At 38.5% G+C, this 23078-nt stretch carries 19 protein-coding genes, 1 tRNA gene and 1 pseudogene; 3 read left to right on the top strand and 18 right to left on the bottom strand.

The genetic code is table 11. From position 1 onward, the window contains the following. Positions 1–300: 300 nt before the first annotated feature. The 7 genes from L659_RS0107700 to L659_RS0107670 all read right to left on the bottom strand — a co-directional run bounded on the left by L659_RS0107700 (position 301) and on the right by L659_RS0107670 (position 5676). Positions 301–921 carry an FKBP-type peptidyl-prolyl cis-trans isomerase gene (locus tag L659_RS0107700; protein ID WP_007586200.1) on the bottom strand — a complete coding sequence of 207 codons (621 nt, stop codon included), beginning with the start codon at positions 919–921 and terminating at the stop codon, positions 301–303. Positions 922–990: 69 nt separating this feature from the next. Continuing rightward, positions 991–1377: a hypothetical protein gene (locus L659_RS0107695; protein WP_024590139.1), complete on the bottom strand. Its 387-nt coding sequence runs from the start codon at positions 1375–1377 to the stop codon at positions 991–993. Positions 1378–1429: 52 nt separating this feature from the next. Next, positions 1430–1520, bottom strand: a tRNA-Ser gene (locus tag L659_RS0107690). 158 nt (positions 1521–1678) lie between these two features. Next, entirely contained in the window at positions 1679–2056 is a 378-nt protein-coding gene (locus tag L659_RS0107685; RefSeq protein WP_007582705.1) for a hypothetical protein, read from the bottom strand. A 203-nt stretch (positions 2057–2259) separates the two neighbouring features. Then, entirely contained in the window at positions 2260–2808 is a 549-nt protein-coding gene (locus L659_RS0107680) for an NAD(P)H nitroreductase (RefSeq protein ID WP_024590138.1), read from the bottom strand. A 129-nt stretch (positions 2809–2937) separates the two neighbouring features. Then, entirely contained in the window at positions 2938–3621 is a 684-nt protein-coding gene (locus L659_RS0107675) for an HvfX family Cu-binding RiPP maturation protein (protein WP_007582701.1), read from the bottom strand. A 93-nt stretch (positions 3622–3714) separates the two neighbouring features. Continuing rightward, positions 3715–5676, bottom strand: coding sequence for an oxidoreductase (locus tag L659_RS0107670; RefSeq protein WP_024590137.1), 1962 nt, complete (start codon positions 5674–5676; stop codon positions 3715–3717). Between the two features lie 219 nt (positions 5677–5895). Here L659_RS0107670 and sppA point away from each other — a divergent pair, with 219 nt between their 5' ends. After that, positions 5896–7761, top strand: coding sequence for a signal peptide peptidase SppA (sppA, locus tag L659_RS0107665; protein ID WP_024590136.1), 1866 nt, complete (start codon positions 5896–5898; stop codon positions 7759–7761). Positions 7762–7843: 82 nt separating this feature from the next. Further along, positions 7844–8854 carry an asparaginase gene (gene ansA, locus L659_RS0107660; protein ID WP_007582693.1) on the top strand — a complete coding sequence of 337 codons (1011 nt, stop codon included), beginning with the start codon at positions 7844–7846 and terminating at the stop codon, positions 8852–8854. Positions 8855–8923: 69 nt separating this feature from the next. Here ansA and gndA read toward each other — a convergent pair whose 3' ends face one another. Further along, positions 8924–10297: an NADP-dependent phosphogluconate dehydrogenase gene (gene gndA, locus L659_RS0107655; protein ID WP_024590135.1), complete on the bottom strand. Its 1374-nt coding sequence runs from the start codon at positions 10295–10297 to the stop codon at positions 8924–8926. A 377-nt stretch (positions 10298–10674) separates the two neighbouring features. On the opposite strand from gndA, the gene pyk reads away from it, so the two are divergent. Next, complete coding sequence (gene pyk, locus L659_RS0107650; protein WP_007582689.1) at positions 10675–12111, top strand: pyruvate kinase; 1437 nt, start codon at positions 10675–10677, stop codon at positions 12109–12111. Positions 12112–12179: 68 nt separating this feature from the next. Here the strand turns inward: pyk and L659_RS0107645 are convergent, their stop codons facing one another. The 10 genes and pseudogenes from L659_RS0107645 to thrS form a co-directional block, all read right to left on the bottom strand. Next, the gene (locus L659_RS0107645) at positions 12180–13004 is read right to left on the bottom strand and encodes a LytR/AlgR family response regulator transcription factor (RefSeq protein WP_007582688.1); all 825 of its coding nucleotides are present in this window, start codon (positions 13002–13004) and stop codon (positions 12180–12182) included. Continuing rightward, entirely contained in the window at positions 12997–14073 is a 1077-nt protein-coding gene (locus tag L659_RS0107640) for a sensor histidine kinase (protein ID WP_007582687.1), read from the bottom strand. The genes L659_RS0107645 and L659_RS0107640 overlap by 8 nt, the downstream gene beginning before the upstream one ends. A 249-nt stretch (positions 14074–14322) precedes the next feature. Next, positions 14323–15879 (bottom strand): SulP family inorganic anion transporter, encoded by a 1557-nt coding sequence (locus tag L659_RS0107635; protein WP_024590134.1) that lies wholly within the window; start codon positions 15877–15879, stop codon positions 14323–14325. Positions 15880–16007: 128 nt separating this feature from the next. Next, positions 16008–16466 carry an Lrp/AsnC family transcriptional regulator gene (locus L659_RS0107630; RefSeq protein ID WP_007375323.1) on the bottom strand — a complete coding sequence of 153 codons (459 nt, stop codon included), beginning with the start codon at positions 16464–16466 and terminating at the stop codon, positions 16008–16010. A gap of 107 nt (positions 16467–16573) precedes the next feature. Beyond that, positions 16574–17215, bottom strand: a pseudogene (locus tag L659_RS01000000122935) (MBL fold metallo-hydrolase). Position 17216: 1 nt separating this feature from the next. Then, positions 17217–19034, bottom strand: coding sequence for a M14 family metallopeptidase (locus tag L659_RS0107620; RefSeq protein ID WP_024590133.1), 1818 nt, complete (start codon positions 19032–19034; stop codon positions 17217–17219). A 486-nt stretch (positions 19035–19520) separates the two neighbouring features. Beyond that, positions 19521–19880, bottom strand: a complete 360-nt coding sequence (gene rplT / locus L659_RS0107615; RefSeq protein WP_002960711.1) for a 50S ribosomal protein L20 — start codon at positions 19878–19880, stop codon at positions 19521–19523. A 15-nt stretch (positions 19881–19895) separates the two neighbouring features. After that, entirely contained in the window at positions 19896–20096 is a 201-nt protein-coding gene (rpmI, locus tag L659_RS0107610; protein WP_002960713.1) for a 50S ribosomal protein L35, read from the bottom strand. 212 nt (positions 20097–20308) lie between these two features. Further along, entirely contained in the window at positions 20309–20869 is a 561-nt protein-coding gene (infC, locus tag L659_RS0107605) for a translation initiation factor IF-3 (RefSeq protein WP_002960714.1), read from the bottom strand. A 59-nt stretch (positions 20870–20928) separates the two neighbouring features. Continuing rightward, entirely contained in the window at positions 20929–22839 is a 1911-nt protein-coding gene (gene thrS, locus L659_RS0107600) for a threonine--tRNA ligase (RefSeq protein ID WP_007582683.1), read from the bottom strand. Positions 22840–23078 lie beyond the last annotated feature (239 nt).

The following is a 23078-nucleotide window of genomic DNA, read 5'->3' as shown; positions in this document are numbered from 1 at the left end:
ATAATATCAATACGCAATAATACTTAATCGATTTGAAGGATCAAACCTGACGCTAACTGCGTTAAGAATTTCTGATATACGACTGCATGGATGCAGGAGGTAGAGCAATGCAAGAGCAATTAGTGATAACAACTAAACAACGAAATTTTCACCTTGTTATCGACACAATTTTCTTAGCGAAAAACAGATAACTTAATTAAGAGAATTGGTATAAAACTCTTAAATTACAAACACAAAAAAGCCGTATTCAAATTGAATACGGCTTTTTACACTTTTAAATTAAAATTTATTTAATTTAATTTAAGAAATGATTTCGTGTAGCTCAACGTCAAATACAAGCGTTGAGAAAGGTGCGATTGCAGCACCTGCGCCACGTTCACCATAAGCAAGCTCATGAGGAACGTAGATACGCCATTTAGTACCTACAGGCATCATTTGTAATGCTTCAGTCCAGCCTTTGATCACGCCACCAACTGGAAATTCAGCTGGTTGACCGCGCTCGTATGAGCTATCAAACACAGTACCGTTAATAAGTGTACCGTGGTAATCAACACGTACTGTAGACTCAGCTGTTGGCTTTTCGCCTTCGCCAGTTGCTAGTACTTCGTATTGAAGACCAGACTCAGTTACTGTGATTTCAGGACGTTTTGCGTTTTCTTCTAAGAATGAAATACCTTCTGCAGAAAGTACTTTAGACTCTTCTTCACGACGAGCTTGAATCTCTTCGTTGATTTTTTCAAATGCAGCTTGGATCTCAGGGATCTCAACTTGAAATGCGCTACCAGCGTACGCATCTTTCATGCCTTCAAATACTGAATTTAGGTTTAAGCCTTCAAAAGGATTAGACTTAAGTTGCTCACCCATTTGTAAGCCAATACCGTAACTTGCTTTTTCAGCATCTGTAGTAAAATTATCTGACATAATGTGTTTTTCACGTTTTGTTAGTTAAAAGACGCGACTATGCTATCACAAAATAAACCGCGTTTGGGGCTAGTTTTTGCTGAGTTTTAGCTTAATTAGGCCAACAATATAACTACAAAGCGGCAAACTGAATAAAATTCCAACAAGTAGAGGCATTGTTAGTAATCCTGATTCGCCAAACAGTAAAAATGGCACTACAAGCAGCCCTATACAACCAATAAAAACAGAGCCAATAACTGGCCAATGCTTATCGTATTTGGTAATAAGATGGGCAGCTAAAACATTAAAACCAACACCATAAATTAAACCGGTAATTAATGGATACTCTGGTTGAGCGTCTATAGCCATTTTTACTAATAAGCTAATAGCACTTTGATAGCAGTAACCAAATACCGTCCATAATAAAAGATGTTTTATTAATTTCTGCGAGGTTGGTAGGTTTGTTGCTTTAGTCATTTAGAAACTCCACAAAGCAAAAAACCGCCCATAAGGCGGTTTTTTTAAATAATGGTGGAGAGATAGGGATTTGAACCCTAGATGGGCTATAAACCCATGCCGGTTTTCAAGACCGGTGCATTCGACCACTCTGCCATCTCTCCGCACGGCGCGAATAATATGGCTAAATACATAACTTGTAAAGAGCTAAATAGAAATTAATATAAAATATTAACATATTGGATAAAATAGACCCACTTTGTTCTTTTGTTAAGCTCTTCACTTTAATAAAAGTGTAGTTAATGGACTAAAGTTAAACACATTAATAATATTGTTTAGGTCTACGTGCAATCCAAGAGCAGATTAAACAAGCCAATATACTCAGTGCAGTAAAGGTAACGCCTTGAAAAATTAAATCGAATCGATTTAAATCATCACTTGGTACTACAACAAACATAAAAGCTGGTAGCACACTAAGCGATAAAACGTAGCAACATACTTTAAATGCACGCCCAAAGTCGAAACGTTTGGACTGGTGCATCCACCATGTTAACAACACAAGCATACCCATCGCTGAACCGGCTATAAAGTGTGATGCATTTGTGCTCATTGCAACATACAGTGTTACAAAAGCACCAATGATTCCCCAAATTGACCATGCTAGCCAATTCTCTTTTTCACGTAAAAATAAATTTCCCATAGTTTTCGTCTTCTTTATCGTTATTTTTATTAAGACTTTCCATAATGTATCAAAAAACAACCGATTAAAAAACAAACTGAAGAAGATTTAGTAAATTTAGTGCTTCCAAGCGCTTCTTACAGCCAAGTCATTAACTTTTAAATAATACTCTTTGTAACCTTAATGAATTATGACTACGTAAGTTGCGCAAAGTTCATACTATTTCACAAATTACTAAAATAGTGTTCCGGCTTATGGCGAGGCGACTTTTTACAATCGACTTCGGGTGTACCTATATATAAATACCCTACTATTTCATCTTGCTCATGTAAGTTAAGCGCTTTTTTAACCGCGCTACTTTGAGCAAAGTAGCCTGTGCGCCAAACACCGCCTAACCCTTGGGCAAATGCAGCTTGTTGCATCGCTAATACACTACAGCCTGCGCTTTGTACTTGTTCTATTCTAGGAACTTTTGGGTGTTCTTGATATTTAGCAATTGCTATTACAATCATAGGCGCACGAAGGGGAAGCTCTTTAGCACGGTTAATTACTTTTTCTTCTTGTTGCTCTGCCACTGCACTTTGATGGTAAATTTCACCCAGTTTATTGCGTGCATCACCTTGAGCAACAATGAACTGCCACGGTGCTATACAGCCATGATCAGGAACACGTAATGCTGCTTGCTTAATTATGTCGAGCTGCTCAGGCGTAGGGCCCGGCTCTGTTAGTTTAGAGTCTGATTGGCGGGTAAGTAAAAGCTCGATAGCGTTCATAACGATTCCTCAAAATTCAAAACGCTAGAGTAACATTTAAACCCTTAAAAAATAAATACCGAGAAATTAAAATGCAAAACGGCCGCAAAGGGTCAACTATGCGGCCGTTAGTAAAGCAGATTAAATACGTTATTCTTTTACAATATTTCGCCTTAACCAGTAATCTATACTAACAAAACGCCCACCGCCCATAAAAAACAAACTAAGAAGCATAGCAAAATAAATTGCCGAAAATTCTATACCGTTATTTAAAATAGACGGCTTGCCCTTTTCGTATAGATAATCAGGAAACCCGTGTTCTTCAACTAAGCCACGAATTTTACCTATTCGGTCTTGTACTTCTAGTGAGTTTTCAAGGCTTTCTTTAGCGCCCGGAATTGATAACCAATCGAGCACTTGCGCAGCACTTGTTTCTGGGTTAGTTGGTGCTATTGCAAACCAACCATTATGCCAATGCACTGAGGTTGCAGCGACAACCATTGTGAACATAAGTGGGATACTGACCAAGCGAGTTAAAAGGCCAAGTAATAAAAACCAACCTCCTAAAAATTCACTCCAACCAGCTAAAAAGGCTAGTAAGTCAGGAAACGGTAATCCTAAACCCCATTCATTATTACCAAACCATTGAACTACATCTGGAGATGCTAAAAAATTATCAAAGAAACCTTCTGTCTCACCGCTTATAGCAAGTTTGTTATAACCTGCAATGATCATAACAGGGGCTAAAATCAAGCGAAATAGCAATGCAGGTAAACCATCTAAAAATGATAGTTTACCCAATATTGCATCATAAAGATTGGTTAGTTTATTCATGCGTATCCTGTGTGTTCACTGTTTATTAAGTTATAGACTATAAACAGCAAAGACCGCATGAATTGATAAACTATTTCAATTTATTTACAAAGGTTAAATACTTCTAGCGACCTGAAGTGCTTCAAAAATAGCGCGTTTAGCATCAATAGCTGCAGCTAGTTTAGCTCCGCCTATAACATGTACCTTTGCGTTATCTGTGTAATTTTCTAGCACTTCGTTGTTAGAAACCTGGCCAATACAGGCAATAACAGTGTCTACTGGCAGTACTTGAGTTTCACCAGCAACATTAATAGTTAGTCCGCTTTTATCAAAGCTTTGGTATTGGCAATCAGCAATTTGCTTAACGCCATGCTGCTTAGCAACTTGGCGATGTATCCAACCCGTTGTTTTACCAAGCTCGCTACCAAAACGACCCGCACTGCGTTTTAACATATACAATTGACGTTCGTCTTTATGAGGTTGGGCTTCACACTCAATCCCCCATTGCGTTTTAAACTCGCTAATAGTTTGCGATTTATGTTCGCTTAAAAACGCAACCATATCAAAACCTATACCACCGGCACCTAAAATAGCAATTGATTTACCCAGCTCTACTTCGCCGCGTATAACTTCGTCATAAGCAAATACACGCTTATCATCGCTACACTTAATAGAGGCTTCACGCGGCCTAACGCCAGTTGCGAATACGATGTCATCATAGCTTTTAAGCATTGAATCGTCATAAGCTTTACCAAGCTCTACAGTTACTTTTAATCGCTCTAGTTCATTAGTGAAGTAAGTAAGAGTATGGTTAAAGTCTTCTTTACCTGGTATTTGCATGGCTAAATTAAATTGGCCACCCATTTGCGATTTTTGATCAATTAACGTGACGTTATGCCCTTTTTGAGCCAAGTAACAACTTGCCGATAAACCAGCAGGGCCTGCGCCGACTACTAATACATTTTTAGCTTTGGTTGCTTGTTCTAACGGATAATCTAGCTCAAATGCAGCTTGTGGATTAACTAAACACGTAGCACGTTTATTTTTAAATACGTGATCTAGACAACCTTGGTTACACCCTATACAAATATTAATTTGCTTAGATTGATTCTTTGCGTATTTATTAAAAAACTCTGGATCGGCAAGTAGCGGCCTTGCCATCGAAATTAAATCAGCCTCGCCTGCATTTAAAATATCGTTAGCAATTTCTGGAGTATTAATTCGGTTAACAGCAATAACTGGCACGCTCACCACGTCTTTTAAACGTTTTGATGCTTCTTTAAATGCACCTGGCGGCACCATACTCGCAATAGTCGGTACACGCGCTTCGTGCCAACCAATACCTGTGTTAAAAATATCAACGCCCGCTTTTTCAAGCTCGGTAGCTTGTATGACAACTTCCTCTGGTGTTGAACCGTTTGGGATTAAATCAATGACCGACAATCTAAAAATGATTAAGAATTGCTCAGATACTTTTGCTCTTACAGCTTTAACTATTTCAAGCGCAAGTCGCATTCTATTTTCTAGGCTGCCACCAAATTCATCTTCACGTTTATTGGTGTGCGGCGCCATAAACTCATTAATCAAATACCCTTCAGAACCCATAACTTCAACGCCATCGTAGCCGGCTTTTTCAGCCATATAGGCAGAGTGCGCAAAGTCTTTAATTGTTTTTTTAATCGAGCCAAGCGACATCGCTTTAGGTTTATAAGGATTAATAGGTGCTTTTATTGCACTTGGTGCTTGATTGAATGGATGGTACGCATAACGTCCAGCGTGTAATAATTGCAAACAAATTTTTCCGCCGTGTTTATGCACAGCATCTGTGTAAGCGCGGTGCTTAAATACATCGTAATAACTATTAAATGAAGATGAAATAGGTGTTAATTTGCCACGTAAATTAGGGCTGTATCCGCCCGTAATTAACATTGCAGTGCCGCCTTTTGCACGTGCTTCGTAAAATGCACGTAAGCGTTTGCGGTTATGCCATCCCTCTTCAAGGCCTGTATGCATTGAGCCCATCACTAAGCGGTTACGTAATTGTGTGTGTTTTAATTGTAATTGTTGTTCTAACATCTTGTGCCCCGTTAACTGGTCTAACCTGTATACATTAGCTAATTCTGCTTTAATGGCAAGTAATAAGCAATATGTGCCTTCATTTAATTAAAAAAAGCCATAAAAACATGTATTAATAGCACCTCATAAACACTTCGTTACGATTTAGCAGTTAAATTTATTTTTATTCTAGGCTAAGATGGAACTAATGTATTAACTGTACCAAATTAAGGAGCTATTTTGATAGCAAAGGTATTTAAAGGTATTTGGGCTGGAATTAACTTTTCTCGTCGTTTAATACTCAACATTCTGTTTTTATTACTGGTAATTGTTTTCTTAGTGTCACTCTCAAGTGACGACGATAAAATAATAGTTGAAAATGGCTCTGTGCTTAGGCTTAACCTAAATGGCCCTATTGTTGAAGAAAAAACATACATAGATCCGGTCGAAGCTGCAATTAGTGATGCTACTTCTGGTTCTGAAGCGCCAAGCGAAATATTACTCGACGATATTGTTGAAGTAATAAACGAAGCGACTAAAGACGATCGCATTACGGTGATGCTGCTTGATTTACAAGAAATGCCTAAAGCGCATTTAAACAAACTTAAGCAAATTACCAATGCTATTGATGCATTTAAACAAGCTGGCAAAAAAGTGATTGCATCGGGTTATTACTATACCCAAGCACAATACTATATTGCATCACATGCTGATGAAATAGCTATGCACCCATACGGTAGCGTAGGTATTGAAGGTTACGGCATGTATCCGCTTTACTTTAAAGATGCACTTGAAAAGCTTGAAGTAACGCAGCATATTTTCCGTGTTGGTACATTTAAGTCAGCAGTAGAACCTTTCATTCGTAACGACATGTCTGAAGCAGCCAAAGAAGCTAACCGTGTTTGGTTAGGCGCTCTTTGGAGCGAATACAAACAAGATGTTGCTGCGGTTCGCCCATTTGATGAGTCAAATTTCGACGAGACAATGGACGTATACCTTGAAAAAATGAAAGCTGCAGATGGCGATGCAGGTAAATATGCACTTGACCACCAGTGGGTTGATTCTTTAAAAACAAATCAACAAGTTCGCAAACAATTAATTGATTTAGTTGGCGCACAAGAAGATGGCAAAACATTTAAGCAAGTTTCATTTCGTGAATACTTAAGCTTGGTTAAACCACCGATTGAATTTGATAACCCTATTACCGAAAAAGTCGCCGTTGTAGTTGCTAAAGGTACAATTGTTGATGGTGAGCGTAAAGCTGGCGAAATTGGTGGCGACTCTACAGCAGCCCTACTTCGTAAAGCACGCCTTGATGACAAAGTTAAAGCGGTTGTACTGCGCATTGATTCAGGTGGCGGTAGTATGTTTGCCTCTGAAGTTATTCGTGCAGAAGTATTAGCGCTTAAAGCTGCTGGAAAGCCTGTTATTGCCTCTATGAGCTCTGTGGCTGCATCGGGTGGTTATTGGATTGCTTCTGCTGCAAACGAAATTTGGGCAGCACCAAGTACTATTACAGGCTCGATTGGGGTGTTTGGTACGTTTATGACATTTGAAAAAACCTTATCTAAAATTGGTGTTTATTCAGATGGCGTTGCAACAACCGAAATGGCTGGTTTTTCTATCACTCGTCCCCTAAACGAAAAAATGGGTCAAGTAATTCAGATGAGCGTTGAAGAAGCATACGGTCGCTTTTTGAATGTTGTCGCTGATGCCCGTAATATGACGCCTGAGCAAGTTGATAAAATTGCCCAAGGCCGCGTATGGATTGCATCTCAAGCACTTGAACTAGGTTTAGTAGACAAACTTGGTGATAAACAAGATGCTATAAAAGCAGCAGCAGCACTTGCAAAACTTAATCATTATGAAGTTAAAACCATTAAACAAGATTTAAGCTCGCAAGAAAAAATGATTCAAAACATTTTTGGTAACGCGTCTATTAAATCGATGCTTGGTTTACAAACACAAAAAACATCTGTGTTAGCAACGCAAGCTAACTTGCAAAGCGTTATTAACCAATTAAGTACTGAAGTTGAAAACCTTAAAGATTACAACGATCCACAAGGTGTATATGCACGCTGTTTAGTGTGTAACGTTGCACAATAAAAGTGCATAGCTTTACCTAATCAGCTGTATTTAAAGTTACTTAACGTTATACTAAGCCCAGTTTTTTTACTGGGCTTTTTTTATGAAACGTAAACGCATTTATATCGCTTATACTGGCGGTACTATAGGTATGAAAAAATCGAGTCGAGGTTATATTCCTGCTGAAGGTTTTTTAACAGAAACCGTAGTGAACAACGCAGAGTTTAACCGTGATGAAATGCCTTTGTTTGATATTCACGAATACTGCCCTCTTATAGATTCTTCAGATATGTCTCCTGAGCATTGGCAACTTATTGCTGATGACATTAAAGATAAATACCAAGATTATGATGGTTTTGTTGTGCTTCATGGCACCGATACAATGGCGTATACAGCCTCAGCACTATCGTTTATGTTCGAAAACCTAACTAAACCTGTGATTGTAACTGGCTCACAAATTCCGCTTTCTCAATTACGCTCAGATGGTCAAGTAAACCTTCTGAATGCAATGTATTTAGCGGCAAATTATCCAATTGCAGAAGTAAGTCTATTTTTTAATAACCAACTGTTTAGAGGTAACAGAGCAACTAAAGCCCACGCCGATGGATTTAATGCATTTGCGTCGCCTAATCTTGATCCTCTCGCGTTATCGGGTATTAGTATTCAACTTATTAAAGGCCAACTTAGTCCTTATGTTGAAAATGAGCTGCAAGTTACCCCTATTACACCTCAACCCATTGGTGTGCTTTATTTATACCCTGGTATTAGTCAAGAAGTGGTTAAAAGCTTAGTTAATGGCAATATTAAAGCCTTGGTGTTGCTTAGTTTTGGTGTAGGTAATGCACCGCAAGATCCTAACTTTTTATCAATACTTGAAGAAGCAAGTAAACGTGGCGTCGTTATTGTTAATTTAACCCAGTGCTTAAAAGGCCATGTAAATATGGGCGGCTATGCAACGGGTAATGCACTGTTAAATATTGGTGTTATTAGTGGATACGATATGACCCTTGAAGCGTGTTTAACTAAATTACATTATTTATTTAGCCAAAAGCTAGAAGTAGAGACGATTCGTCATTTAATGCAAGACAATTTACGTGGTGAATTAAGCCGTTAAATCTCACAGCGCCTAAAATACAAAAGGCACGCTAAATAGCGTGCCTTTATCGTTTTAAACAACTGTTTATTACCTAACTTTAGCGTCGATATCTACTAAGTCAGTTAAATGGCATGTTTCACCGCTATGGGTTTTAACGCCGTGCTCACCAAAGTAATCACGCTGGGCTTGAACTAAATGCCCATTACTCGGTGTGGTTAATGTTGCTAAATACGTTTGTGTAGCACCCAATACAGGGAATGCTAAACCAGTCATTATTGCTTGGCCGGTAATTTTGCGCAAAGAGTTAGACTCTTTCTCAAGGGTATCAATAAATTCAACACCTTGTGCAACGCTATCAAGGTAGTCAGCACGAATAATACAACCAGCACGCCACGTTTGAAGCGTTTTAGATAAATCAACTTTCCACTGATGAGTACGTGATGCACCTTTAATTAACGCTAAACCTTGGCGATACGCTAGTAAGCTTGCAAGTAAGAACGCTTCTTTTAGCTCTTCTAAATCAATTTCAACATTGTTAGTTGGTTTAGATGCATACGTCATCTCTTGTGCAGCCGTTGTATTACATGCATTAGTTAAATGACGAGCTTGTACAGCAGCAACAAGTGAAGGAACTGCAATACCAAGTTCTAGTGCATTTTGCGCAGTCCAAAGACCAGTACCTTTAGCGCCAACTTTATTATCAATTAAGTCCGCAAGCGGTACATTATTATGATTTTCAAGTGACAATATGTGGCTAGAAATAGACAGTAAGTAGCTATTTAATTGACCTTCTGACCAGTCATTAAATATCTCAGCCACTTCTTTTGGAGAACGATTAGTGCCTAAACGAAGTAATTGGTACACTTCTGCAATAAGTTGCATAAGTGCGTATTCAATACCGTTGTGAACCATTTTTACAAAATGACCACTTGCTGATTGACCAACACGTGCAAAACACGAGTCGCCATTATAGCTAGCAGCTACTTTTTCAAACCATGGCTCAATACGTTCCCAACCACCCTCAGAACCACTTGCCATCATTGCAGGACCATGGCGAGCGCCTTCTGCACCGCCAGAAATTCCCATAGTGGCAAATTCAAATTTATTTTGGTATTTAAGTTTACGCGTTATACCGTCTTTATAATTACTATTACCGCAATCGACAATCATATCGTCACAGTTAACGCCGGCCTCTACAAGTTCATTACAAACTGTATCAACTAACTCACCAGCAGGAACAAGTAATAAAATAGAACGAGGTGCCTCTAAACGCCTTACCATGTCTCTTAAATCAGAGACAATGTGAAGCCTATCAGCCATGCCTTGAGATTTAGCACAACTTAGTAACTCTTCACCCGCATGTGGGTTTTTGTCATAAGCGACTAGCGTTATCCCTTTTTCAATCAAGTTTAGGGCAAGATTTTTTCCCATAACGCCTAACCCTACTAATGCAACTTGCATCTAGTGTCCTCCTCGGTAACAACTATTTGGTTAGAAAATTCAGTGTATAAATTAAATAATACCGCGTGCATTATACTCATACAGTCATAAAATACTAATTATGAGTCAATACAACATGCTTTTTTATTACAGATAAATAAGCTACGTAATTATATCAAACATCAATGGTCTCGGGGTGACTAAAAGCAAAGCTAATTGAAATTAAGATCATTGACGCATTCTGACACCGGTGTCATAATGATGACACAATAGTTTTGTATAAAATAGTGGCAAACCTTTGAAGTTTGCACATAACTAAAATATTTTATTCTAATATAGATATTTTAAGTCAACAAAATAACGTCAACATGCTTTCACCAAGCAAACAGGAGAAATTGATGCTAAGACGCACGAAAATAGTCGCTACCCTTGGACCTGCTACCGATAGAGATAACAACTTAGAAAAAATTATTATCGCTGGGGCTAATGTAGTACGTTTAAACTTCTCACATGGTGTTGCCCAAGATCATAAAGACCGTGCACAAGCTGTACGCGATATTGCAAAAAGATTAGGCAAGCATATTGCTATCCTTGCTGACCTTCAAGGCCCTAAAATCCGCGTTTCTACTTTTAAAGAAGGTAAAGTAACGCTTGCTGTGGGTGCAAAATTTACCCTTGATGCAAAAATGGAAAAAGGCGAAGGCGACATAAACTCCGTAGGTATTGATTATAAAGAATTACCTAACGATGTAAGCCCTAACGATTTACTACTTCTAAATGACGGCCTTATTCAATTAAGTGTTGATGAAGTAGCTGGGCATTTAGTGCATTGTACAGTTACTGTTGGCGGTGTTTTATCTAACAATAAAGGTATTAACCGTTTAGGTGGTGGCTTAACTGCTCCAGCATTTACTGAAAAAGACAAAGAAGATTTAATAACTGCCGCTGAAATTGACGTAGATTACATTGCCGTATCATTCCCACGTAGTGGCGACGATATGCGCTACGTACGCTCACTTGCTGAAGCTGCTGGTTCAAAAGCACAGTTACTTGCTAAAATTGAACGTGCTGAAGCCGTTGAAACCCAAGAAGCTGTTGATGACATCATTTTGGCGTCTGACGCTGTAATGGTTGCTCGTGGTGATTTAGGTGTTGAAATTGGTGATGCTGCTCTTATGGGCAAGCAAAAACTAATTATTCGTCGTGCTCGTTCATTAAACCGTACTGTAGTAACAGCAACGCAAATGATGGAATCGATGATTGATAACCCTATGCCTACACGTGCAGAAGTTATGGATGTTGCAAATGCTGTTCTTGATGGAACAGATGCTGTAATGCTTTCAGCTGAAACAGCTGCAGGTGATTATCCTGAAGAAACAGTTGCGACTATGGCACGCGTTTGTTTAGGTGCTGAATCGCAAAAAGAAACGCACGTTTCTAAACACCGTTTAGATAGTCGCTTTTCTAACAATGCTGAATCAATTGCGCTTTCTGCTATGTATGCAGCTAATCACTTAGATTCTGTTAAAGCAATTATCACACTTACTGAATCTGGTAGTACGGCTAAATTAATGTCGCGTATCAGCTCAGGCTTACCAATCTACTCGCTTTCACGTCATGCGAGTACATTAGGTCAAACAGCACTTTATCGTGGTGTTTACCCAGTATTTTTTGATTCTACAAAAACTGAAAAAGACGGTATGGTAAAAGCCGCGCTTGATACTTTAGTTTCTCAAGGGTCTTTACAGTCTGGCGATACAGTAATTATTACTCACGGTGACTCAATGGAAACTGTGGGCGCAACTAACACAATGAAAATTGTAACTGTTGCATAATTAAACGCCGAATATAAAAAATGCGAGCTTAGCTCGCATTTTTTGTGTCTGTAATAAAAGCGTTGGCTTTAACTTGCTAATGCCGCTTTAACCTTATCTCGGTAGCTACGGCTCACTTTTAATTCTTGGCCATTTTCAAGTACTAATAAATACTCACCACTTACTTGTGTAACCAATTTACTAATTTGTTTTGTATTTACTATTGCGCTGCGATGTACACGCACAAATAACTGAGGGTCGAGCTCTTGCTCAAGCTCTTTCATTGTTTTACGTAGAATATGCGTTTGTCCGTCTTCACAGTGCAAACACATATAGTCACCTGCTGCATCAACCCATTGGATAGTCGCTACTGGTACACGAATAATTTCACCCTGCTCTTTTACAGCAAGCGATTCTGGGTAACGTCTGTCTGTTAGCATATCGCCAGTGGCTAATTTTTTAAGTATTTCTTCGCAATTGTTACCAGTAATACCGGCTACAAAACTCGCTAGTTTTTTCTTATGGGCGTTGTCTTGCTGCGTTTTTAAGTAGGTATGCACTTTTTCTACCGCCTGTTTTAGTCTGTTATCATCAACGGGTTTTAAAATGTAATCGAGAGCATGAATTTCAAACGCTTTTACAGCAAACTGGTCAAAGGCCGTTACAAATACAATCGCTGGTAATGCTTTTGAGCTTTCGCTAAGGGCTCTTGCTACTTCAAAGCCATTCATACCTGGCATTTGAATATCTAAAAAAACCAAATCAATTTTCTCGCTTTGACACATTTCAATTGCATCAGCGCCTGAACTACACAATTTAATTACTTCAATATCAGAGTATTCTTCGAGCCTTACCGCTAAACCTTTTCGTGCTAACGGTTCGTCATCAACAATGAGTGTTTTTATTTTAGTCATTTTTCACAGCCTTCTCAAAAGGTACTCGCAGATTAACTTTTAATCCACTTGGCGTATTATGTGATAATACAAACGAATAATTATTTTCATACAACGTTTTTAATCTATCTTTGGTATTAGCGACACCTACGCCTTGAGCGTTAACTAATTGACCATCGAGTATGTCAGTACCTGGGCCGTTGTCGCCCACTTCTAGTAATAACTCATTCGCAAATACCTGTGCTTTTATATCAATTACTCCACCTTCTGTTAGGTGGGCAATAGCATATTTAATCGCGTTTTCTATAATAGGTTGCAAAATTAAGCTCGGTACTAAAGCCTCTTTAGCCTGCTCGCTTATATCTACATTTACCTTTAATCGCTCATCAAAACGTACACGTTCTATTTCTAAGTAAAGCATGAGTGCATGTAACTCTTGCTCTAACGGTACTTTTTTTATTGGATCGGTATTTAATGTATAACGTAGAAAGTCACTTAACCTTGCTACCATTAAGTTAGCATCTTTGTTTTCTTTAACCAAAATTAAAGTAGAAATAGCGTTAAGTGTATTGAATAAAAAATGGGGGTTAAGCTGATACCTAAGCATTTTTAATTGCGCTTCGTGTGCCATAGTTGTGGCTTTTAGTGCTTTTTGTCGCTCACTTTGTAATAACTGATAATATTTAACGCCAAAGTACAAACCACTCCAACATAAAATAATATATACAGAATCTAAGCCTTGCTGCAGGTAATAAAACCACTCCTCTGGTCTATAACCATGGCGGTATATTTCCCACAAATTAAATTTTTGAACGACAGCCCATAAAGTACCTGTTACATAAGAGGCACCAAATACCACAATCATTAATACCCAAGGCGAGGCATTCCAAATTTTACGGTAAATATACCTAAGCGGTACTGTCATTAAGCAACCAGCGTAAGCATTTAATAAAATAACAAATACGTATATATCACGCATTTCAAATACTTTAGAGCCAATATAATTTACTAACGCATAACCAATCCAGCCTGCAATTTGCAAAAGCCAAAAAAAGCGTTGTCTGTTATCGACTAAAGATTGCCAGTTCAAAATAGATGTTTACTCCGTATAGTTAAAGACTAATTCCATAAAATAGGCGCTTGTTATTCTTTATTATTTTTACCTATGTAGCTAATTTTAATAAAATTAGATTGTCTTATTATATAGATTTATGAGTTTGCATAGCACTACAGCCTACCTTGCTTTTTAATAGTCTTACCGCAAACAAATAGTAGATACACTAAAAAAGCGAAAGGTTATTCACCTTTCGCTTTTTAAATATAAATAGCTTTGTGTAAATTAAGCTAGTTCGTCTGATGCTACTTTGTATGTTGGATCTTCAATCACATTCACTTCAACCAAATCGCGTGCTTTATGCAACAACTGCGTACAGTCTTTACTTAAGTGACGTAAATGAAGTTGTTTACCTGCTTTTGTGTACTTATCAGCAAGTGTGTCAATTGCTTCTATTGCACTGTGATCAGATACGCGGCTATGCTTAAATTCAACAATTACATTTTTAGGGTCATTTTTAACATCAAATAACTCTGCAAAGTTTTTAACTGAACCAAAGAAAAGCGGGCCATGTAACTCATATACTTTAGCGCCTTCTTCATCAATATAGTTAGTTGTGTATATGTGCTTAGCATGCTGCCAAGCAAATACTAATGCAGATACAATAACACCTACACATACTGCAATCGCTAAATCGGTAATAACCGTCACACCCGATACAAGTACTATTACGAACGCGTCTGATAGAGGCACCCGCTTCATCATTTTAAAGCTGGCCCATTCAAACGTACCTAATACAACCATAAACATAACACCAACAAGTGCAGCTAGTGGGATCATCTCAATTAAGCTTGAAGCGAATATGATGAACGCAAGCAACATCAATGCAGCACTTATACCCGATAAGCGAGAACGACCACCTGAGTTAATGTTGATCATTGATTGACCAATCATTGCACAACCACCCATAGCACCAAACATACCACAAGTAATATTTGCAGCGCCTTGGCCTATACACTCTTTATTACTATGACCGCGAGTTTCTGTAATCTCGTCAATTAAGCTAAGCGTTAATAATGATTCAATTAAACCAATAGCCGCTAAAATAAGTGCATAAGGAAAAATAATTTGTAGCGTTTCGAAAGTAAACGGCACCATAGGAATATGAAACTGAGGTAAACCGCCTGCAATTGTTGCAGCTTCGTCGCCTGTCATTCCTTTTAAGAAATCAACTACAGTATGCGCTTCTAAGTCCAAACCAATGACTAAAGCGGTCACTGTAATAATAGCGACTAATGTAGAGGGTACAGCCGTTGTTAGTTTAGGTAAAAACTGAATAATAGCCATGGTTAAAGCCACTAAACCAAGCATAATATATAACGGGTTACCCGTCATCCATTCTTGTCCGCCCATACCATCAGGCACTTTAAATTGTCCTAACTGAGCAAGAAAAATAACAATAGCTAAGCCGTTTACAAAACCAAGCATTACCGGATGAGGAACCATGCGGATAAACTTACCGAGTTTAAATACACCCGCGAGTATCTGCAGTATGCCCATGAGCAATACGGTCGCAAATAAATACTCAACACCATGATCAAGCACTAAACTTACCATAACAACAGCTAATGCACCGGTTGCACCTGAAATCATACCAGGGCGGCCACCAAATATAGCCGTGATTAAACCAACGATAAACGCGGCATATAGACCAACTAAAGGTTCTACATTTGCAACAAAGGCAAACGCAACAGCTTCTGGAACTAAGGCTAGCGCCACAGTTAATCCAGATAGAATATCGTTTTTAGCAGAGCTAGGCGCCCTACTGAGTAAGTTAAACATTGAGTTCCTCAAATGGTGTAATGGGTATCAAAAAAGCGCTAAATTCTACCAAATTAGCGCTCAGTTAACAATTGTCATTATATGGTTAAGCTAAACTAAAAGAGGTTTAGCTTTTAAAAGAAGTGCTTTTATAAAGGGAGGGAAGTACTACGTTTTACACATGTCATTGTTACATTAGAATGTACTTCTTGTACGTATTCTAAGCTTAGTAAATTATCGCGTACAAAGTGCTCATAACCTTCTATGCCTTGTGAAATTATGCGTAGCATAAAGTCCATTGTTCCAGCCATGGTGTAACACTCTGTTACTTGATCGTAACTCATTATAAGTTTTTCAAATTCAGCAAGGTTCTTTTTACCGTGATTTGATAAACGCACATGTGCATATACAAGCATATCAAAGCCAAGTTTTTTCTCATCTAAAAGAGCGACTTTGCTTTTTATATAACCATCTTGCTCTAGCTTGGCAATTCGACGCCAGCATGGAGATTGAGACAAGCCTACTTTATCAGCAATTTCTGCGGTTGATAAACTAGCATCTTGTTGTAAAAGTGCCAATATTTGGCGATCTACGTGATTTAGAGACATTTTATTTCTTATTTATCAAATAAACTGGTTAAATTATACAACCATTTTAAAACTCAGTCTGCTTATTTTTAATTTTTATGCAGTTTGCCAAACTTCAAATAAGTAACTTAACCAAACTTACCACTCACAAAAGGATTTGTTTGTTTTTCAAATCCAACCGTAGTGTCGCTCCCATGCCCTGCCAATATTTTAGTATTATCAGGTAAGGTTAGAATATGCGTCTTAATCGACTCTATAAGTTGTTCGCTGTTCCCCTTAGGGAAATCAGTTCGCCCTACTGAGCCTTTAAAAATAACATCACCTACAATAACGCATTCATAGTCTTGTTGATAAAACACAATATGACCAGGTGTATGCCCTGGGCAATGCTTCACTAAAAAGCTAAGTTTACCTACGCTCACGGTGTCGTTATGGTTTAGCCAAATATCCGGATAAAAAGGCTCAATGGGTTTAAACCCGAACATTTGTGCTTGCATAGGTAAGTTTTCAAACCAGAAGTACTCATCTTTTTGTGGGCCAATAATTTGTACGTTAAATTGATTACGTAAAATATCAGCCCCACCCACATGATCTAAATGCCCGTGCGTTAACCAAATAGCACTTAATTCTAGTTTATGCTCATTAAGGGCTGCTACTATTTTATCAGGGTCGCCACCTGGGTCTATGACTACGGCTTATTTAGTTTCACTACACCAAATAATACGACTATTTTGTGCAAATGCAGTGACGGGTATGGTTATAATTTGCATATTAGATTTCTTTACTTTTTTGATCCGGGATAACAACTTCTTCTTCAAATGACATCAATATTGGGTACTTTAAGTACGCTTGATCATAAAATGAACTTTGCTCATATAACCAGTTTAATCTCGCATCAGCGTCGCTTGCGAACGATTTATCTTTAAGCTTTTCATCAAACTTAAGCGCTAGCTTTGGATTGTCCTTTAGCATTTGGCGTGCAAACGGAATTAGTGCATAGTTTTCCATGTACTCAGTACGCTGAAAAATAGTATTAAATTCCCCCCATGCAAAAAACGAATCTGGTGCTTCAGGGTGCAATAAATGCACAGCAAGCTCACCTGCTTTTTGTTGAGTATTGACTTGATACCAACCATCTAAATCTACATTTATAGCAGGGACATAATCAAAACTTGCTGACACTCTAAAACGGCCTTCAAATGGCGCTTTATCAAACGTGTAGTCTGCCACCTTTGCTACTTTTAAAGGCTGTGTGTTTGCCCCTTCAAGTTTATTAATAGAGACACCATGTAACTTTAGTTTCTTAATAATATTGCGATATACAGGCGGAATAAAAAAAGCTTTAGGTACTTCAACTGTATGTTGTACATCTTTTTGCCAATAAATAGGTAAGTCGGTATATGTATGTGCTTTACCCAAATACTTCACTTCATTTTGGCCTGAGAGCGCATTCATGCTTGATGAATACTCAATACCTTTAAACTGCGCAATCGTATCAGCTTGCTTGGAATAGCCACGCTTTACTATTAACTGTTTAGGAACAAATTCCTGTTCTTTTTTTACTGCATTAGCTAATTCATGACTGTGCTTTGATAGCGCAGTAATAGCACCATCTAAAAATACGTAAGTTCCTAATACACGTTGCTTGTAAGGCTTCAATGAATGATTTTCAACTAAAATAGCCGGTAATGACTTTAAATCACCCCAACCATTTGAAAAGCGCGGCGTAGCAACCCACCCCGCTAATCCTTTTTTAAAGTCGCGCTTGTCCATAACAAAAACAAGTGGCCCTGGCATGTGTCCTTGCTTAGCTAGCGTATCGTCAATCAGAGGCTTAAAAAACTGGTTTAGTGCATCAGATACCGCAGGCGACTCGCTTGAAAATACCGGATTGTAGCCATAAGTCACATCGTATTGGTAATCTGCGCCATCGGTTACGTGTACATCAATGTATAAATTTGGGTTGTAGTCGTTAATAACCTTTAAAACACTTCTAACTTCTGGGGTATCTAATTTAGTAAAATCACGATTTAAATTAAGGTTATTAGCATTTGTTCTAAAGCCCATTTTTGTAGGGCCCCGTTGATTGATGCGATTGAATGCACTACTACGTTCGTGTCCATCTACATTTAAAATAGGAATAAATAATATATTTACCTTTTTTAAAATGTCACGGCGCTTACCCGTCGCTATATCTCTAAGCAACATAAACATGGCATCTTTACCGTCTATTTCACCAGAATGTATTCCTGCCTGGATAAAAATAGTTGGCTTAGTGCTATTAGCCATTTGCCTTGCTTCAAAAAAACCTTGTTCACTGGCAATCAACATTTTTATTGCACGCTTGCTATTACTATAGCCAATGGTTTGAGATTGAAACTGAGTAGGGTTTGCAGCAACTAATCTATCTACAAATGCCATTGTATTTGCATAATCGGGCGACGCTTCACCTTCTGACAACTCAAAATCAGTAGTTAACGGCCCTTGTTTTTGTAAAAGCTCTACGCTTTCCCCCTGCCACTCAATTAATGGAGGTAAGTGTGCGTCATACGCCACACTTGCAGATAAAACTAGTAAACTTACAAACATAAAATTCTCTAACAAACGCCTTAATTATATAAATTATATCAACTAAATTTTTTATAATGAGGAAACTGCGGTGATTCAACAAAAAAATGCAGCCAATTACATGTCACTCATTCACACCTGTCTTTTAAGGCTATATAACGTTATTAATGTACAGTAATTCATTACATTACTATTTATACCAACTCGTAAAAATACTTAATCAATTTAAAGGATTACATCTGACGCTAACAGCGCCAAAAATGTCTGATATACGTCTGCATGGATCCAGGAGAGTGAGTAATGATGGAGCAATTGCCAAGAACAACTAAATAGTGAATTTCGCCCTGCTCTAACGTATCTTTTTATCGATAAATAGAGCTAATATAAGCAGATGGGTATTAATTTGAAAAAGCCGATTTAGCTCAGCTATAAAAAAGTGTAAGTTATTAAATTACAGGCACAAAAAAAGGAGCCATAGGCTCCTTTTTAATACTTATATGAAAAAGCTTAAGCGGCTAGGCCTTCTTTTGCTTTTTCTACAAGCGCTGCGAATGCAACTTGGTCATAAACAGCGATATCTGCAAGGATCTTACGATCGATTTCTACAGATGTCTTTTTAAGACCATTGATAAAACGGCTGTAAGACAGACCATTTTGACGTGAAGCAGCATTGATACGTGCAATCCATAATTGACGGAAAGTACGTTTCTTCGCACGACGGTCACGGTAAGCGTATTGACCCGCTTTAGTAACAGCCTGGAAAGCTACGCGGTAAACACGTGAACGTGCTCCGTAGTAACCTTTTGCTTGTTTTAAAACTTTTTTGTGACGTGCACGTGCGACAACGCCGCGTTTAACTCTTGCCATTTCTAAAAACCCCTATTAAGCGAACGGTAACATACGTGAAACTAGACCATGGTCATTTTTATGAACCATCATCTTAGGACGTAGGTGTAACTTACGCTTAGAAGTTTTCTTAGTCAGAATATGACGAAGATGCGCTTGTTTACGCTTGAAACCGCCAGAAGCAGTCTTTTTGAAACGCTTAGCAGCGCCACTGTGACTTTTTAGCTTATAAGCCATTGCAATAACTCCAAATTGTATTGCTTTTAAATTAGTAAGCAGGCGTGAGATATATTTCTATAGCTCCACTTTTAGGCCTAACTTACTGCCATGTTCCGGTGAAGACCCAGCATAAATGCCGCAATCTTACTTTAATACCGGTTAACTCAGGTGAATATTCGCATATTACTTGCAGACCTGAGCTAATTTCGGTGCGTATTATCGCTTAAAAATTATTTTTTAGCAACAGGCGCCATCATCATAACCATTTGGCGACCTTCAACACGATTTGGGAAAGACTCAACTACTGCAAGTTCTTCTAAATCGGCTTTGATACGGTTTAATAATTCTATACCAATTTCTTGGTGAGCCATTTCACGACCACGGAAGCGGATAGTAATCTTAGCTTTATCGCCAGCTTCTAAGAACTTACGTAAGTTGCGAAGCTTAACCTGATAATCACCTTCATCCGTACCAGGACGGAATTTGATTTCTTTTATCTGGATTTGCTTTTGCTTCTTCTTCTGCTCTTTTAGTTCTTTGCTTTTTTCAAAGATGAACTTACCGTAATCCATGATTCTACAAACAGGCGGCTCAGCGTTTGGACTGATCTCAACAAGATCAACACCCGCTGCATCGGCCATAGTTTGCGCGTCTTGTAATGACTGAATTCCAGCTTGTTCGCCTTCAATGTCAATTAAACGAACTTCTTGCGCTGTAATTTCTTCGTTAATACGATTTTTTTGAGCTGTTTGTTGCCCTTTCTTGCCGCCTCTAATAGTACGTTCCTCCAAGAATATCAATAATATAAGCGTGTAATTGGCTGTTTGTTAATGCCTTACACGCTCGATTTTTACTGTCGATTTTTAATTTCTTCGCTAATTTTAGCTACAAAATCATCGACATTAAATTTGCCTAGGTCTTCACCTGTGCGAGTACGCACTGCTACTTCTTGTTGTTCAACTTCTTTATCGCCAACAACAAGCAAGTATGGAATACGCTTCAGTGTATGCTCACGGATTTTAAAGCCAATCTTCTCATTTCTCAAGTCAGCAGCGGCTCTAATTCCAAGTTTATTTAATTTTTGTACAACTTCTTTAACATAAGGAGCCTGTTTATCGGTAATATTCATAATTACCACTTGCTTTGGCGCAAGCCACGTCGGGAATAAACCAGCGTACTCTTCAGTTAAAATGCCAATAAAGCGTTCAATAGAACCTAAAATAGCACGATGTATCATTACAGGTGTACGGCGTTCGTTATTTTCTGCTACATAAGTAGCGCCTAAACGACCCGGTAATGCAAAGTCTAATTGCACTGTACCACACTGCCACGCTCTGTCTAAACAATCGTATAAAGTAAATTCAATCTTCGGACCATAAAACGCGCCTTCACCCGGAAGATAATCAAATTCAATATCGTTTAGCTTAAGTGCTTCGGCTAAAGCAAGCTCTGCTTTATCCCACATATGGTCTTCACCAATGCGTTGTTCTGGGCGAGTAGATAGCTTAACTACAATCTTCTCAAATCCGAATGTTTCATATGTATCATAAACCATCTTAATACACGCTGAAACTTCGTCCATTATCTGCTCTTCGGTACAGAAAATGTGAGCATCATCTTGTGTAAAGCCACGTACACGCATTAAACCGTGTAGTGCACCTGATGGTTCATTACGATGACAACAACCAAATTCAGCCATACGAAGTGGTAAATCACGGTACGATTTTAAACCCTGGTTAAAGATCTGCACGTGTCCTGGGCAGTTCATTGGTTTAATCGCGTATTCACGCTTTTCAGACTCAGTGGTAAACATTGCTTCTGAATATTTTTCCCAGTGACCTGATTTTTCCCAAAGTGAACGGTCCATCATCATTGGACCTTTTACTTCTTCGTACTCATATTCGCGTAACTTTTCACGTACAAATTCTTCAAGCTCGCGGTAAATGCTCCAACCATCGTTGTGCCAAAATACCATGCCTGGCGCTTCTTCTTGCCAATGCCATAAATCAAGCGCTTTACCAATACGGCGGTGATCGCGTTTTTCAGCTTCTTCAAGGCGTTTTAAATACGCTTTAAGTTGCTTTTTATCGCCCCACGCTGTGCCGTAAATGCGTTGTAGCATTTTGTTTTCTGAATCACCACGCCAATATGCACCCGCAACTTTCATTATTTTGAAGTTTTGGCAAAATTTCATGTTGGGAACGTGAGGTCCACGACACATGTCTACATATTCTTCGTGATGATATAACCCTGGGCGGTCATCTTTAGCGATGTTTTCGTCCAGAATTTCTATTTTGTATGTTTCGCCACGCGCTTCAAATGTATCGCGTGCTTCTTGCCAGCTTACTGTTTTTTTCACTACGTCGTAGTTGGTTTTTGCAAGTTGCAACATACGCTTTTCAATTGCTTCAAGATCATCTTGTGATAATGAATGTTCCATATCGATATCGTAGTAAAAACCGTTATCAATGGTAGGACCAATTGCCATTTTTGCGTCTGGGAAAAGTTGCTTAACTGCATGACCAATTAAGTGAGCACAAGAGTGACGAATGATTTCAAGGCCGTCATCGTCTTTAGCGGTAATGATCTCAAGGCGAGAGTCTTCACTAATTAAATCACATGCATCAACACGGTCGCCATTAACACGACCCGCAATGGTCGCTTTAGCTAAACCAGGGCCAATATCGTTTGCAACATCAAGCGTGCTTACAGGGTTTTCAAAACTACGTTGACTTCCGTCTGGAAGAGTAATAACTGGCATTATAAATCCTTGCTACAGTGGTGACACCTACAATGTATCACGTGTATTTTTAATAAATTAAATGAGAATGACTCGACAACGCTTTTACGAATAAGCATTGACTAATAAATGTAGATGCAGAGTCTATTCAACTACAAAGATATATTGTCGCGTGCTGCGCATTTAATTACAAGTTTTAAGGGGTGAAATCCACCCGTTTTGAGCACAAAATGTGACTTTTATAGCAAAAAAAATCATTT

The sequence above is a fragment of the Pseudoalteromonas sp. S8-8 genome, assembly GCF_000497875.1.
In the GTDB taxonomy this organism is placed as follows: domain Bacteria; phylum Pseudomonadota; class Gammaproteobacteria; order Enterobacterales; family Alteromonadaceae; genus Pseudoalteromonas; species Pseudoalteromonas arctica.
This window is presented reverse-complemented; position numbering and strand designations above follow the sequence as displayed.